Annotated in this window: 10 protein-coding genes, 1 pseudogene and 1 CRISPR repeat array; all 11 genes and pseudogenes read right to left on the bottom strand. The window is 41.4% G+C overall.

All coding sequences use genetic code 11. The features are described from left to right. Positions 1-386: 386 nt before the first annotated feature. Positions 387-1,739, bottom strand: a complete 1,353-nt coding sequence (locus NST81_RS10085) for an Nramp family divalent metal transporter (protein WP_174521044.1) — start codon at positions 1,737-1,739, stop codon at positions 387-389. Between the two features lie 287 nt (positions 1,740-2,026). Then, on the bottom strand, positions 2,027-3,277 hold the full coding sequence (locus tag NST81_RS10090) for an MFS transporter (protein WP_341029694.1): 1,251 nt from the start codon (positions 3,275-3,277) through the stop codon (positions 2,027-2,029). A 423-nt stretch (positions 3,278-3,700) separates the two neighbouring features. Continuing rightward, positions 3,701-4,624, bottom strand: a complete 924-nt coding sequence (gene thrB, locus NST81_RS10095) for a homoserine kinase (RefSeq protein WP_341029698.1) — start codon at positions 4,622-4,624, stop codon at positions 3,701-3,703. Continuing rightward, complete coding sequence (gene thrC, locus NST81_RS10100; RefSeq protein ID WP_341029699.1) at positions 4,621-5,682, bottom strand: threonine synthase; 1,062 nt, start codon at positions 5,680-5,682, stop codon at positions 4,621-4,623. Before thrC ends, thrB begins: the two co-directional genes overlap by 4 nt. Then, positions 5,679-6,980, bottom strand: a complete 1,302-nt coding sequence (locus NST81_RS10105) for a homoserine dehydrogenase (RefSeq protein WP_004439852.1) — start codon at positions 6,978-6,980, stop codon at positions 5,679-5,681. Before NST81_RS10105 ends, thrC begins: the two co-directional genes overlap by 4 nt. Positions 6,981-7,338: 358 nt before the next feature. Beyond that, on the bottom strand, positions 7,339-8,526 hold the full coding sequence (locus tag NST81_RS10110; protein ID WP_048623448.1) for a thiolase family protein: 1,188 nt from the start codon (positions 8,524-8,526) through the stop codon (positions 7,339-7,341). Beyond that, positions 8,519-9,587, bottom strand: a pseudogene (locus NST81_RS10115) (acyl-CoA dehydrogenase family protein); the annotation flags it as partial. The gene NST81_RS10110 and the pseudogene NST81_RS10115, both read right to left, overlap by 8 nt. Positions 9,588-10,064: 477 nt before the next feature. Beyond that, a complete protein-coding gene (locus NST81_RS10120; protein ID WP_341029703.1) occupies positions 10,065-12,101 on the bottom strand; it encodes a thioredoxin domain-containing protein in 2,037 nt (678 codons plus the stop codon). Positions 12,102-12,451: 350 nt separating this feature from the next. Next, positions 12,452-12,706: a hypothetical protein gene (locus tag NST81_RS10125; protein ID WP_040342076.1), complete on the bottom strand. Its 255-nt coding sequence runs from the start codon at positions 12,704-12,706 to the stop codon at positions 12,452-12,454. Between the two features lie 113 nt (positions 12,707-12,819). Next, a CRISPR array of direct repeats spans positions 12,820-13,113; the repeat unit is 30 nt; unit sequence GTTTCAATTCCTCATAGTTAAGATAAAAAC. Between the two features lie 172 nt (positions 13,114-13,285). Then, complete coding sequence (gene cmr6, locus NST81_RS10130; protein WP_327824159.1) at positions 13,286-14,437, bottom strand: type III-B CRISPR module RAMP protein Cmr6; 1,152 nt, start codon at positions 14,435-14,437, stop codon at positions 13,286-13,288. 14 nt (positions 14,438-14,451) lie between these two features. Continuing rightward, positions 14,452-14,862: a type III-B CRISPR module-associated protein Cmr5 gene (gene cmr5 / locus NST81_RS10135; RefSeq protein WP_327824160.1), complete on the bottom strand. Its 411-nt coding sequence runs from the start codon at positions 14,860-14,862 to the stop codon at positions 14,452-14,454. Positions 14,863-14,865 lie beyond the last annotated feature (3 nt).

Genomic DNA, 14,865 nt, shown 5'->3' on the forward strand with positions numbered 1-14,865 from the left:
GTCGACTTAATCATACGTGGTTTATCTATGGTTTTTCATTTTTTATGCTTGTTGCATTTGATTATACAACTAGCCATTGAAAAATTTTTCAATATTTATCTGAAAAAACATTGAAATATTGTCATTCATTTGTTACAATTCAATCAACACAACATATAGTATAGAATATAACATTCATACTATATGTTGATTATGATTATAGTAAGTAGTAGGTTTCCTCATCCTTTTCTCTTTTTGCCGCTTGCCATCAAGCGGATTTTTTTGTGCCCCAAAATTCGAGATGATTCAAATGTTTAGGAGAATGGCTAGAGTTATCTAGTAAAAAAGATTTTAATATTAAGAGAGTATATCAGTTTGCTTTTAAAAGAAAATTTAGAAGCCGGTCTTTAATGAAAGAATGTTTGAAACAATAAATAGGCGTTTAAGCTGATAATCACAATCGCAACGATCCAGGCGAGAACTTTTAACCATAATGGGTTAGCAAATTCCCCCATTTTCTTTTTGTCGCTCGTGAATTGAACAAGAGGAACGACTGCAAAAGAGAGCTGCAAAGAAAGAATCACCTGGCTTAGAATAAGCAATTGAGCCGTACCGCTTTCACCGTAAATGGCCGTTACAATGACCGCCGGAATAATGGCAATCAATCGAGTGATCAGCCTTCTTAACCAGCCGGGAAGTCGGATATTAAGAAAACCTTCCATTACAATCTGACCAGCTAAAGTACCTGTCAACGTCGAGTTCTGGCCGGAAGCCAATAAGGCAACCCCAAACAGAATGCTTCCAAGCGTTGTTCCAAGCAGTGGAGAAAGCAAGTGGTAAGCATCTCCAATCTCCGCCACGTTCGTCATCCCTGCTTTATGAAATGTAGCAGCCGAAACAATCAGGATAGAAGCATTGATAAATAAAGCGAAGAAAAGAGCAATGGTTGAATCCCAAGTAGCATATTTAATTGCTTGCCGTTTCCCCGATTTGGTTTGTTCGTATTGTCTTGTTTGCACAATAGAAGAATGCAAATAAAGATTATGAGGCATGACGGTTGCGCCTAAAATACCGATTGCGATATAGAGCATGGATGGATTGCTTATGATCTCTTTGCTTGGAACAAACCCCTTTAATACGCCCCCCACATCTGGTTTTGAAAGAAAAAATTCAGTCGCAAAGCAAGCACCAATGGTTAGAATGAGAATAATCACCAATGTTTCAATATAACGAAAACCTTTATTCTGCAATAACAATACGACGAGTACGTCCAAGGCCGTAATCATGACACCATACAGCAACGGAATTCCAAACAATAAATTCAAAGCGATGGCTGAACCGATCACTTCCGCTAAATCACAAGCCGCGATCGCCAACTCGCATAAAATCCACAAGATCATGGCCACAGGCTTACTATAATGATCTCGACACGCTTGTGCCAAATCCCTACCCGTTACAATCCCCAGTTTTCCAGCTAATGTTTGAAGCAATATAGCCATTAAATTGGAAAGCAAAATCACAGAAAGCAACGTGTATCCAAACTGGGAACCACCCGCAATATCAGTCGCCCAGTTACCTGGGTCCATATAACCCACCGCTACTAAGTATCCTGGTCCGGCAAACGCAAGAAACTTTTTTATCCAAGAACCGGTTTTTGGAATACGCAAACTTCGATAGACTTCAGGCAACGTCGGTTGTGTCCTTTTCTTTCTCCAGCCTTCATCCACTGCCAGCGACAGTTTTTTCGCTTCATTACCCATCATCATCACCTCGTTTTTGGTTTGTACTAAACATTTTGCACAAAGGAAACTTTTGAGGTAAAAAAAATTACTCCACATTTAGAACCCAATATATGCAAACACACAGAAAAAGTTTCTCGTGTTTATTGTACTACAGAAAGAATTTTAGTCAAGGGAAACTTTTATCTTGAGTATCTCAAGGCTTGCCTAACGTCAAGAGGCAATTCATATTGTCATCATCCATTTCACCCTTTTTTGTCTATATTTTTTCAATCAATCATGTTATTCACCTCCACTGAACCGTCCGATCATTCAATCTTATTCATATATCTTTCTTCTTTCTGCGTTTGAATCGACCTGGATGCTTTTTTCATCATCATCAGAGTCAAAAAAGCTGATAAAACATATAATCCGGCTGTCGACATGTAAACAAAACGAATCCCCCATTGGTCTGCCATCCAGCCCATTAACAGAACCGAAAATCCAAATGTGACAAAGAGGATGGTTCCAAATGCAGCGAACACTTTCGGTAATAATACTTCAGGTGTATGAAATTGCAAAAGAGTTCTTTGTGCAATGCTTCGCGCCTGATAGGGCGGCCCCATAATCAAAGCTACTCCTAAGGCAAACCATGGATTGGATGAGTAGGTAAAGGCTATTGTCAAAACGCCGATACTGAAAGAGCTGATCAACATAGTGAACAACATTCGATTTTCAATCTTTTTGGACAGTTTCCAAATGAGCAGTCCTCCTAGGATGGTTCCGGCAAAATTACTGGCATTGATAAAACCCCACCAATCCTCTCCTTTGTGTAATACTTCTTTCACAAACACTAAAATAATGGATCCGGCCCATATACTTTCTCCAAGTCCACTGATGATTTCCATATAAGATAAAGTACGGAGGATTGGATTCCCCCAGATCGTGATCCATCCTTCTTTCATACGATCCCATCGTTTTTGACTTTCTGGCTGGGCAGAAACGTTCGCGGAAGGATCTTTCACAAAAAGGAGAGCCAAAGTAGAGAAAAACATCATGATGGCATTTATTCCCAACACTCGTATGACTCCCCATTCGGCAACCAAAATCCCGCTTAATGACCAGCCAACCAGCAATACAATTTGATCCGAGGTAGCCAGTAAACTGTTGGCCTTCACTAATAAATGAGAAGGAACCAGGCGAGGGACAAGTGCATTTCTAACCGGAATGGCCCAGCCATGCAGCATCGAAATGGCAAATACTAAAAACAGAACCGCTGGAATCAACCATTGGGAAGGCAAGAAAAAATAGAGAATACACATCGATCCGAAACAAATGGTTTGACCCATTTCAGCCATCCATAAAAGAGTGCCAAGCCGCAAGCGATCCATAAGCAAAGGTGCTGCCAGGCCGCTTATCGCCTGCGCACATACCCGCAATATGGGAAAAAGCCCTGCGAAAGCAGCTGAACCTGTTCGATTATAAATGAAAGTCACAATAGCTAATATATAGAATGAATCCCCTAAGTTAGCGATAGATTGGCTAATCCAAAGCAGTCGAAACGATTGATTTTGATTCACTTTGTTCCCTCTTTCAAACAAATTTTGTTTCACCATAATAAAAAGTATGGACTACATCATTTTACAATAATTTAGATTATAAAGAATAAAAAGAAAATAAAAAAGTGATTTCATCATGACTGTCCAAAAGGCTATTCATTTAAAACAACAAATGCCTCCTCGATGAAAGTTTTCCCTTTAAAAGGCTGGTTTCTTTTTATTCCCATTCCTTTCGGATCCTATTTATTCTATTGATGGACTTCCTACTAAAAGGACGAAGCTTCGGATCGCTTAACCAGCCGATGACAAATCAACGAACAAAATCAAAGGCCGTTTTTATGCCGCTTTTTTCCTTTTGTCCTAGATTCCGCAGTGGCAATATAACCCATAATCATGCGCACCAAAATGGGGCTCACTCTTTTTTGCAACGAGTGAGCCCCATTTTTACGAACTTAAACTATCATGATGAAAACTTGATTCTGATACTTGAATTCCGTTTTGATCAACGGATAACAATTCGATTTCGCAGTCCCAAAATCGGGCTTGAAGAGACTGCGCCAATTTCTCGCCTTTTCCTTTTTCTGCAAAAGAAAGAACCGCTGGCCCCGCCCCGCTTATGACCGTTCCAAAAGCCCCGTTATTGCGGGCGCATTTCCTCATTTCTTCAAAGCGGTCAATCAAATGGATTCGGTATGGTTCATGAAAAAGATCTTTTTCCATCACATTTCCAGCCAACTCGTAATCCCCGGTTAACAACGCCGCTAAAAAGACATTAGAAAGCGCGCTCGCCTGAACCGCTTTTTTTCTTTCCAATACATTCGGCAAGACCTTTCTAGCTTCTTCTGTCTTCAATTCATAGGAAGGGATCAAAACGACAATATCCACGTCTAATGAGGAGATATGGACTAATTTTGTTTTCTCGCCGTCATAGACGCCGATGACTAGGCCACCGTAAATCGAGGCGCCTATATTATCCGGATGCCCTTCCATTCGAGTACCGATTTGCATTTTTTCTTCGGTTGAAAGAGATAAACCGCAAAATTGATTGGCCAGTTCAATGCCGGCTGCAACCGCCGCCGCACTGCTGCCTAATCCCCTTGCTAACGGAATATCGCTTTGCATTTTGATCGTTAAAGGGGGAAGAGGAGCTTTAAATATAGCTGCGGTTTTTTGAGCCATTTGGCAAATGAAATGAGATTCATCATTCGGCAGCTCTTTCAACTCCGGGCTTAAATGCTCAAAATGCCAATGATCTCCTCTACTCGCTTGAATTTTCAAATATTTAGAAAGAGCGAGGCCGATAGAATCGAACCCCGGCCCCAAGTTCGCCGTGCTGGCAGGCACAGTGATCGTCAGCGAAGAACTCATGCATGTACAACCCCTTCAATGTATTCAAATACGGCCTTTTCCTCATTCGGCAGGACGACCGGTTTCTTTTGAATGCGTTGAATAGCGGTTTCAGGATCTTTCAGTCCATTGCCTGTCAAAACGGCAACGATAGTGCTTCCGGCCGGAATTTCACCCGTTTTTCGCTGTTTTATGATGCCGGCAATCGATGCTGCTGAAGCTGGTTCGACAAAAAGGCCTTCCTCTTTCGCCAACAGTTGAAATGCTTCTAAAATTTCTTGATCCGTTACAAAATCGATTTTCCCGTTGGATTCATCGCGAGCCCTCACTGCTTTTTCCCAGCTCGCAGGATTCCCGATTCGGATAGCGGTCGCGACTGTCTCCGGATGTTCAATCACTCTATTTTGCACAATCGCTGCTGCTCCTTCCGCTTCAAATCCATGCATTTTCGGCAATCCCGTTTTCCGTTTCTCATGAAATTCTTTAAAGCCTTTCCAATAGGCCGAAATGTTTCCGGCATTACCGACCGGAATCGCCAATATATCCGGAGCCTTGCCTAATTGTTCGCATATTTCAAACGCTGCGGTTTTTTGTCCTTCAATCCGGTATGGATTCACCGAATTCACTAAGGTAATAGGAGAGTTTTCACTCATAGAACGCACCATTTTCAACGCTTCATCAAAGTTTCCTTCGATGGCCACAATCTCGGCTCCGTACATCATCGCTTGAGCTAGTTTTCCTAGAGCGATTTTTCCATTTGGGATCACAATCACCGCTTTTAATCCCGCCCTTGCCGCATAAGCCGCAGCCGAAGCGGAAGTATTTCCGGTCGAAGCGCAAATAATCGTTTGGCTCCCCTCTTCTTTCGCTTTGGCTACCGCCACCACCATTCCCCGATCTTTAAAAGATCCCGTTGGATTCGCCCCTTCCACTTTCACAAAGAGCTGGCAATCTAATTGGTGGGACAAACGTTTTAAAGGAATAAGCGGTGTATTGCCTTCCATTAAGGTTAATTCAGGGGTTTGATCTGTAACCGGCAAAAATTCTTTATACTTTTTTAACAATCCTTCCCATTTCATTTTAAACCGTCTCCTTCCACTCGATAAAAACTTTGAATTCCTTTCACGACCGATAAATCTCGAATATGCTGCAATACACTTTGGTAATTTTCCATCGTTGCTTTATGCGTGACGATCACAATTTCCGCCAGCCCTTTTTCCTCCAGCGGGAGTTGGAGAATTTTTTCAAAGCTGATCGAATAAGCGGAAAATAATTTTGTCAGTTCAGAAAAAGCTCCCACTTCATCACGGACATGAAGGCGGATAAAATACTTGGCAAGACGTTCATCCGCTTTCTTTAAGTTTTTTTCATACTGCGGCAACAACGTGTTTTTCCCGTTTACTCCCAGGCGCATATTTTTCACAACTGCCACGATATCGCTGACGACCGATGTTGCGGTTGGTAAACTTCCGGCACCCGGTCCGTAAAACATCGTTTCTCCCACCGCCTCCCCGTAAACATAAACCGCATTGTATTCATCGTTCACGGAGGAAAGCGGATGGTTTTTGGACAAGAACGTCGGCTGGACACTGACTTCCGCTTTTCCGTCTACTTGATGGGCATATCCGATTAATTTCATCGTATAGCCGAGCATATCGCCATATTTTAAGTCTTCTTTTGTCACCTTCGAAATGCCGGTCACTTCTACGTCTTCAAGGTCGATATTCATGGAAAACGCCAATCTCGATAAAATGGCCATTTTTCTGGCCGCATCAAGTCCTTCTACGTCAGCGGTCGGATCTGCTTCGGCATATCCAAGTTTCTGTGCATTTTGCAAAGCCGTTTCATAAGATAGACCTTCTTTATCCATTTTGGTCAAAATATAATTGGTCGTTCCATTCACAATCCCCATCAATTTTTCGATTTTGTCAGAAGCTAAACCGTCTGCCAAACCGCGGATAATGGGAATCCCTCCGGCGACACTCGCCTCATAATATAAGTCACAACCATTTGCCGTCGCGGCATCTTGCAATTCGGAACCATAAAGGGCGATTAAGTCTTTATTGGCGGTTACTACATGTTTTTTCGCTTGAAAAGCTTCTAAAATATATTTCTTCGTGTCTTCAATCCCGCCCATCACTTCTACAATGATGTCAATCTCAGGATTGAGCACGACTTCTTTATAATCGGTGGTCAGAATTTCTCTACGAATGTCAACTTCTCTTTCTTTTTCTATATCCCGCACAAGCACTTTATGGATGGTCAAGGAACAACCAAGTTGATGAACGAGCTGTTCTTGATGGTTTTGAACGAGTTTCACTACGCCCGATCCAACTGTTCCCAGACCTAGGAGACCGATTGAGATACTCTCTTTCATCTATTTTTCACCCCGTGTATTTTTATGGTGTACATTTGTTTTTGTATAATAGACATTATACATTTTTTACTCTTGTTTTACAATAAAATTTTGTAAAAATTTAATTTTCATTCAATTTTGCATTATCGCCGCAGCGAACCGCGTACCAAAAAAGAATCCAATGAATACCAATGGCTTCTTACGTAAGTTTGGCAAAAACCGATTTTCTTTCTGTACAAGCTTCTGCATCGCCAATAGCCTTAAAATAAAAAAAGGAGACAATTGCCTCCCTCGCTTCTTATCTATATCTTCAAAAAACAGCTCACTGCCCTTTATCTTTATCCTCACGAATGAATGGAAAAAAACCTGCTTTCTTTCATTACTCCACGTTTTCTAATAAAATGGCCATACCTTGACCGCCGCCTACACAAAGAGCAGCAAGTCCAAATTGTTCATTTCGACGCCTCATTTCATATAGCAATGTCGTTGTAATTCGTGCTCCTGTCGCTCCCAGCGGGTGCCCAAGTGCAATAGCCCCTCCGTTGACATTGACTTTCTTCATGTCTAAATGAAGCTCGCGTATAACAGCGATTGCTTGTGACGCAAAGGCTTCGTTGAGTTCAATTAAACCGATTTCTTTTAAAGGGACTTGTACATTTTTTAGAAGCTTTTGAACAGCCGGGACAGGCCCTATCCCCATCACTCGCGGGTCCACTCCTGCAGCAGCCCAACCTTTTATTTTCGCAAGTGGTTTGAATCCTAACTCATTGGCCTTATCTATTGACATAATCACTAATGCGCATGCCCCATCATTTCTCCCACATGCATTGCCAGCTGTGACAGTACCGTTTTCACGAAAAACTGGCTGTAATGACGCGAGTTTCTCTATCGTTGTATCTGGCCGAGGATGTTCATCTTGATCAAATAAAAATTCTTTTTTCTTTTCTTTGACTAATACAGGAACAATTTCTTCTCTGAATGTACCGTTTTGAATCGCTTTCTGTGCTTTCTGTTGACTTTCTAATGCAAAGGCATCTTGGTCTTCTCTTGAAATTTTGAATTGTTCCGCAACATTTTCTGCTGTAATCCCCATCCCTAATTGGTCTCCATAAATTTCAGCAGGCTGCTGGCCGGCTTCTAAGTTTGAATCTACTAAATGTGGTGTACCATCTCCAAATCTTGCATTTCGCAAATAAATGGGGGAACGACTCATATTTTCTGTCCCGCCCGCCACAATTATTTCTGCTTGGCCGAACGCAATTTGTTGTACAGCTGAAGCAATGGCCTGCATTCCAGAAGCGCATAAACGATTTATAGTAAAAGCAGGGGATTCAACTGGAATACCGGCTCGTAAAGCGGCAACACGTGCAACGTTCGATGATTCTGTCGTTTGCCTTACTTCTCCCAAAATCACTTCATCTACTAATTCAGGAGGTAATGAAATACGATTCAGTGCTTCTTTTATGGCATAGTATGCTAGGAAACCCGAGTTAATAGACTTTAACGATCCACCATATTTTCCAATCGGTGTACGTACTGCACTGACAATGACTGACTCCTTAAACATTGGCTGTTGTTCCTTTCTTTATTTGATATTCTTTTTTTAATTGGCCAGCAATAATATTTTTTTGAATTTCGCTTGTTCCTTCATAAATTCGTGTAATGCGAGCATCTCGATAAAACCTCTCGATCGGATAGTCGGCCATATATCCTAGTCCGCCGTGAATCTGTACAGCTTTATCAGCAACACGGTTAGAAACTTCAGAGCCGTATAGTTTCAACATTGCCGCTTCTTTAATGACTTTCATTTTTTGGTCAACCATCCAAGCGACTCTATACGTAAAAGATCTTAACACTTCGATTTCCATCGCCATTTCTGCTAACATATGAGCAATCGCTTTCTATAATCGGCACGCCAAATTGAATTCGTTCAGGCGCATGATATATAGACATATCCAGCCGTTTTTGACAGGATCCAAAATTTCTGGCCGCTAAGCCTGCCCGCCATTCACTAAAATCTTTAAGGCGTTCACATATCCTTGACCTTCTTCTCCAAGAACATTTTGTACAGGTACCTCACAATCTTCTAAAATAATTTCCGCAGAATGAGAGCCGCGCAATCCCATTTTGTTTTCAACCGCCCCTACGTGAAACCCTGGGAAGTCTTTTTCGACAATAAAACTTGTGATTCCTTTCGCTCCTTTTGATGGATCGGTGACGGCCATCACTGTAAAAATATCTGCCTCTGTTGCATTCGTAATATAATGTTTTATCCCGTTTAAAATATATTTATCGCCTTTTTTTACCGCCGTTGTTTTTAAGTTCGCTGCATTCACCCCTGCTTCAGGCTCTGTAAGTGCAAAAGCTCCGATTCGTTCACCGCTAGCCATATCAGGTAAATATTTTCTTTTTTGTTCTTCCGTTCCTATTTCTACAATCCCGACTGTTCCAATTCCTGTGTGGGCTCCAATGAGTGTCGTATAACCGTTATGTGTTGCCGCCTATTTTTTCATAAAGAACACGCTTGCCAACCATGTTTATACCAAGTCCTCCATATTCTTCCGGAATGCTCTATCCAAATAACCCTAATTCTTTCGACATTTCGATTATTCTTTTAGGTATTTTATTACATGAACGTGTTCGATTGTATGAATCGACTCTATTATGAGCTCCACCTCATCGTCCTAAAACGAAAGCATTTTCATAATTGTTGAACCTCTTTTCTGCTATATTCTTTTTTATGATTATTCCGAATTTCGTTTTTTAAAATTGGTCTTCGTCTTCCATTGATGGAGACGCCCTATTAACTATAATCATATTTCCATTGTCACTATTTATTCCATTTCTTTTATCTTTGAAATCATGATTTTTCCCGCCATTCTTTGCCCTCAAATATACAAATGTCGAGAACCAATTCATTTTTTAAAAAAAGATATGAGAAATGTACTCTTGTAAAAATTGCCTGCAGAATCCGAAATAGGATCAAAACGATAATCTGCACCCGAGATGGGTACAAAAAAAGAACAACGCAGTTCGTAAGCCGTTGTTCTTCCAAGTACATGATGATTCCATTAGATTTTTCCTGTAAAACCGTTTACTAGAACATTAAGACCTTGATATTGCTTTTAAAGCGGTAGAAAGGTCTTCCATTGGCATTTTGCAAGCCTGGTTTTCACAAATAAAAACAAGTAAATCAGTCTCTTTTTGCTTTGCAGCTCCTTCCAGCCATTCCGGTCGATGCCCGGACCATACATCAAACGGAAGAAATTCTTCCCGGCATCGCCACAATACAGCTCTCTTTTCTGAACCGTTAGAACCGATTACGATCACTTCTCGGCCTTGGGCAAACAACGCCATCGCCGCCTCCAACATATACAGCATGGATACAGGAAAAGCGTTCAGTTCTTTTGAAAACGAGCGCACACACATTTCTACACGCTTCATTAATTCTATATCCCCCGTTAATTTCGCCAATCTCCAAAGCTGATAAGCAGCAACGCTATTCCCGGAAGGATAAGCTCCATCATAACCTGGCTTCTCTCGTACCAACAGTTCTTCACCGTCACGGTCTGTAAAGAAAAAGCCGCCGTTTTCATCCCAAAACCGTTCAAACAGGGCATTTTTCAACTCAATCGCAAATGAAAGCATATGAAGATCATCTTCTGCCAAAAACAATTCCAAAGTACCCCACAACAAAAAAGCATAATCATCCAAATAACCGCGGTATTTCGCTTCACCCTCTCTAAAACGGGCCATTAATCTCTTTTCTTTCCACACATATTTTTCAAGAAAATCCATTGCTTTGCGGGCTTGAGATAACAAGCCGGGATCATCGAAAACAGAACCTGCCTTTGCCAGGGCGGCGATCATCAGCCCGTTCCAAGAGGTTAAAACCTTATCATCGACATGTGGTTTCACTCTCTTTTCCCTTGCCTGAAAAAGAAACTGTTTCGCCTTTGACATAAGATTTTCTAATTCTTCTATACTTAGCTCGTGGTTCGCCGCGATTGTTTCAAGATCGGTTTGAAGTAAATGAAGAATATTTTTCCCTTCAAAGTTGCCTTGATCGGTGACATGATACAGCTCGGAAAAAATCGTTCCCGTTTCCTCGCCTAACACATCCATGATTTCTTCTTTGCTCCACACATAAAATTTTCCTTCTTCGCCTTCGCTATCAGCGTCAATCGCTGAATAAAATCCGCCTTCCGGATGAGTCATCTCTCTGGCGACGAAATCGGCTATTTCTAACACGATCCGGCGATACCGTTCGTTCTTCGTGATTTGATAAGCTTCCGTATAAGCGTACATCAACAGTGCGTTGTCATACAGCATCTTTTCAAAGTGGGGAACCAGCCACATTCCATCCGTAGAATAACGCGAAAAACCACCGCCGATATGGTCGTAAATACCGCCCGCAGCCATCGAATCAAGCGTTTTTTCCGCCATCTTGAGCGCGGATTCCTCGCCGGTCATATGGTAATAGCGGAACAAAAACAGTAATTGATGGGGACTTGGAAATTTCGGTGCCTCTCCAAATCCACCGTAAAGGCTGTCGAATTTTCCAGCAAGCTGCTGAAACCCTTTATGAACAGCTTCTTCCGTGACCTCTCCCTCGCTCTTTCGGCCCGCCTCTTCTTTCAATGCTTCCACTAATCGGCTACCTATATCAGCGATTCTCTCCGGATCTTGATGATACGCTTGATGCAATTGCGGCAAAATGTCCATCAGTCCCGGCCGGCCATACTGACTGTTTTTTGGAAAATAGGTGCCGGCATAAAACGGCTTTTTGTCCGGAGTCAAAAACACCGTCAACGGCCATCCGCCCTGACCGGTCATCAGCTGGCACACGGTCATATAAACCGAATCAATATCCGGCCGCTCCTCCCGATCCACCTTAATTGCCACAAAATATTGATTTAACAACTCCGCCACTTCAGGATCCTCAAACGACTCCCTCTCCATTACATGGCACCAATGACATGTTGAATAGCCGATACTAACGAATACTGGCTTATTTTCAGATTTAGCCTTTTCAAATGCTTCATTTCCCCATGGATACCAATCTACAGGATTGTAGGCATGCTGCAATAGGTAAGGTGATTTTTCCTGTATAAGTCTATTGGCTTTTTTATCCTTAGTCATGGTGGCAATCACCTCCTTTATATATCTATATCTGTGTTTTAAGGTCTCAATCTAATCCAACAAGGCTTAATGAAAATTTACAGTCATTTCTCCCTCATCTTTATCAGATTCTCTTGTAAGGTCTACATGACTTATTATTGCCTTTAAGTATATTGTTTCTATCCTCTTCTTTTGTAACCCTGTCAAAGTAATTCAACACATAGTCAAGATACCTAAGCTTATCCATATCCTTAACAGCATCCAACTTTTTCAGTTCTTATTTAAAAGATCTATCTCACTTTCAATATTTTTTTGCTGATTCTTATATTTCTCTTTCCTTTCCAAATATTCATCTTGTATAATCTTCATTATCATAAGCATCCATAGCTCTCGATAATCTGTTTTTTCCTTTTGTAGCTCTTTCTGTAGGTGCAATCTCTTTTAATATTGCCTCTTTCCTTAGCAATATCTCCTCCCTCTCCTTTGTTTATAGCTGTAACTAACTCATCCCTGTACTCCCTAACCATTTCTTGTATCTTCTCAACAACCTTACTTTCTTCTACTCCTTTATTTGTACATTTCTCTCCTACAGGTCTCTTATACCAACAGCTTCTAATAACATTCACTGCCTATTTTTATCTTAAAAGGTTCCATTCTTCGTTTAGTCACTTCGATTATAAAAATACAAAAAACAACTTTATAGAGTGCCCGAGTTCATTAGGGGCTTAATGATACTTTGATTTCAATTCCTCATAGTTAAGATAAAAACGGACTCTTTGTGATGAGTAGGTTAGTTACTAAAAGGTTTCAATTCCTCATAGTTAAGATAAAAACATCGAATACGGAATATCGGCTTGGTTAAAGACAAGCTCGTTTCAATTCCTCATAGTTAAGATAAAAACCTTTTGCTTCGACAGTGGAAGCATTTTGGAACAAAGTTTCAATTCCTCATAGTTAAGATAAAAACGACTGCGCCTGATGGTACCGAGGTTGGTGTTGTGGTGTTTCAATTCCTCATAGTTAAGATAAAAACCCCAAAATGCATTGATACATTAACAATTTTCAAAGCAGGGCAAGTTCAGGATACTCCATTTTGAAAATTCCGTCAATAGAGAGAATAGCTGATGGCTGTGAGAAGGAAAGAGAAAAAGAAACTGTCGTCGATCCCCCGCACTTTTTGCACGATTGGAGGTCGACGACACGAATTAGCTCTCTAACAACGACCGAATCGCTTGTACTTTTTCATATTGTTTTTGCTTGCTTGGTTTTACATTCCATTGTCCGATGCGTTGCCAATAGGCTTGAAGTGCTTGTGCGGCCAGTTTGTTTTGTTGCACGATAACCTCTTGATACAGCACAGATTTACTTTTTTCTTGATCTTGCTGGCTATTGGTAAGCATTTCAATTTGCCGCACTAGTCGTTCTTCTGGAGGAAGCTGTGCTAAACGAGCTTCTTCCTCTTGTCTTTGGCGTTCTTCTTCTTTTTCTCGTTCTTCTAAAAGCCTTTTTGCTTCCCGCTCTTTTTCTTTTTCGACAAGAGGAAGAAAATCGGATTCCGTAACATCTTGGATATTAGTAAAATACCCATACCCTGACGATGTTTTGGAACCGATCCCGAGTTCGGTCAATGCACTGATCGTCCACGAAGCGGCTTTGTCTAACAGCTGTTTTGCTTGTTCTGTCGTTAGACTAATAACATGATCACATGTTATATAGATGTCGACATCCGACACCACTACAGTAAAAAACATAACTGGTGTCGGGAATTGATCGTCTGTTGCCGCTTGTTTTTTCTCATAATATTTTTTCATATGTACGGTTAACATATCGGGAACGAGCTTCAGCCTGTTTGTCAAAAAGATGTCGTGAAATTGAATGACTCCTCGTCGCTCCTGCGTTCCGAACACGAGCGCGCCTGTTTCGTGGGATGACAAGTTTTCTTCTTTTCCATCACAATACGCTTCGATAAACCAGTGACGGACAACCCCTTTTACGCTGGAAGCTGGAATGTACGGAACACCGTATACGGGATGAATTGTCAATGATGTTTCCCGCACATGACCTGCGCCTAGCCCATGAACGATTTTCCCAATTGGGCGTGCTTTTAGCTTTTTGACATACCCTGTTTGTGCCAAATGAACAAACGCATGCTCACGCTGTCGAGCGACATCGTTTGCGATTTCCTGCAAATCACGATTCACAGGAATTGTTTCTATCTTTTTTAGTATCTCGTATCTTGTTTTCTGTTCATTCCATGTATGTTTCAAACAGTAGTGCATATGATAAGCAAGATGGGCGATTTGCTGCTTGTCAACACTGCGGATCACCTCTTGCGTATCTTTTGGATGGAGAAACATCCCCCCTCCCTCCTTTATTCGTCTTTCTCTGTTCCGTTCTCTTTTGCCATTCCATCGACAAACTTTCGCATCCAATTCAACAGTGCCAACGCTTCCATCGTCCAAAGACGGTATTCTTCGCTTAGAAGGTTAATCACCACTTGGACGAATTCCTTTTTGTCATCTTGAAATGCATGAGGGTATTTTTCTTGAAACCATTCGTGGAGAGCCTGATAAATCGCGCCATATTCTTTTCCTTTTTGATAACAAAATGCCATTGCTTGCCCAAATCCGTTTACTTGAATAAGGGATGGCATTTTTTTGACGTAAGACCGATAGTTTTCAAAATTGCTGATACGTTTATCTTCCTTTACTTTTTTCACCGCTTCAAACGCAAAAGCGGCGCGCCCATTTTCAATACCGACACGTTGAACGTTTTTTGCCACGAC

Source organism: Bacillus sp. FSL W8-0223, from assembly GCF_038006805.1.
GTDB classification, from domain to species: domain Bacteria; phylum Bacillota; class Bacilli; order Bacillales; family DSM-4216; genus Bacillus_O; species Bacillus_O smithii.

What these genes read in the sequence shown, in the direction of transcription:
- NST81_RS10085 (WP_174521044.1), bottom strand. Translation starts at nt 1,739, where the DNA reads ATGGGTAATGAAGCGAAAAAACTGTCGCTGGCAGTGGATGAAGGCTGG.
- thrB (WP_341029698.1), bottom strand. Translation starts at nt 4,624, where the DNA reads ATGAGTTCTTCGCTGACGATCACTGTGCCTGCCAGCACGGCGAACTTG.
- thrC (WP_341029699.1), bottom strand. Translation starts at nt 5,682, where the DNA reads ATGAAATGGGAAGGATTGTTAAAAAAGTATAAAGAATTTTTGCCGGTT.
- NST81_RS10105 (WP_004439852.1), bottom strand. Translation starts at nt 6,980, where the DNA reads ATGAAAGAGAGTATCTCAATCGGTCTCCTAGGTCTGGGAACAGTTGGA.
- NST81_RS10110 (WP_048623448.1), bottom strand. Translation starts at nt 8,526, where the DNA reads ATGTTTAAGGAGTCAGTCATTGTCAGTGCAGTACGTACACCGATTGGA.
- NST81_RS10120 (WP_341029703.1), bottom strand. Translation starts at nt 12,101, where the DNA reads ATGACTAAGGATAAAAAAGCCAATAGACTTATACAGGAAAAATCACCT.
- cmr6 (WP_327824159.1), bottom strand. Translation starts at nt 14,437, where the DNA reads ATGTTTCTCCATCCAAAAGATACGCAAGAGGTGATCCGCAGTGTTGAC.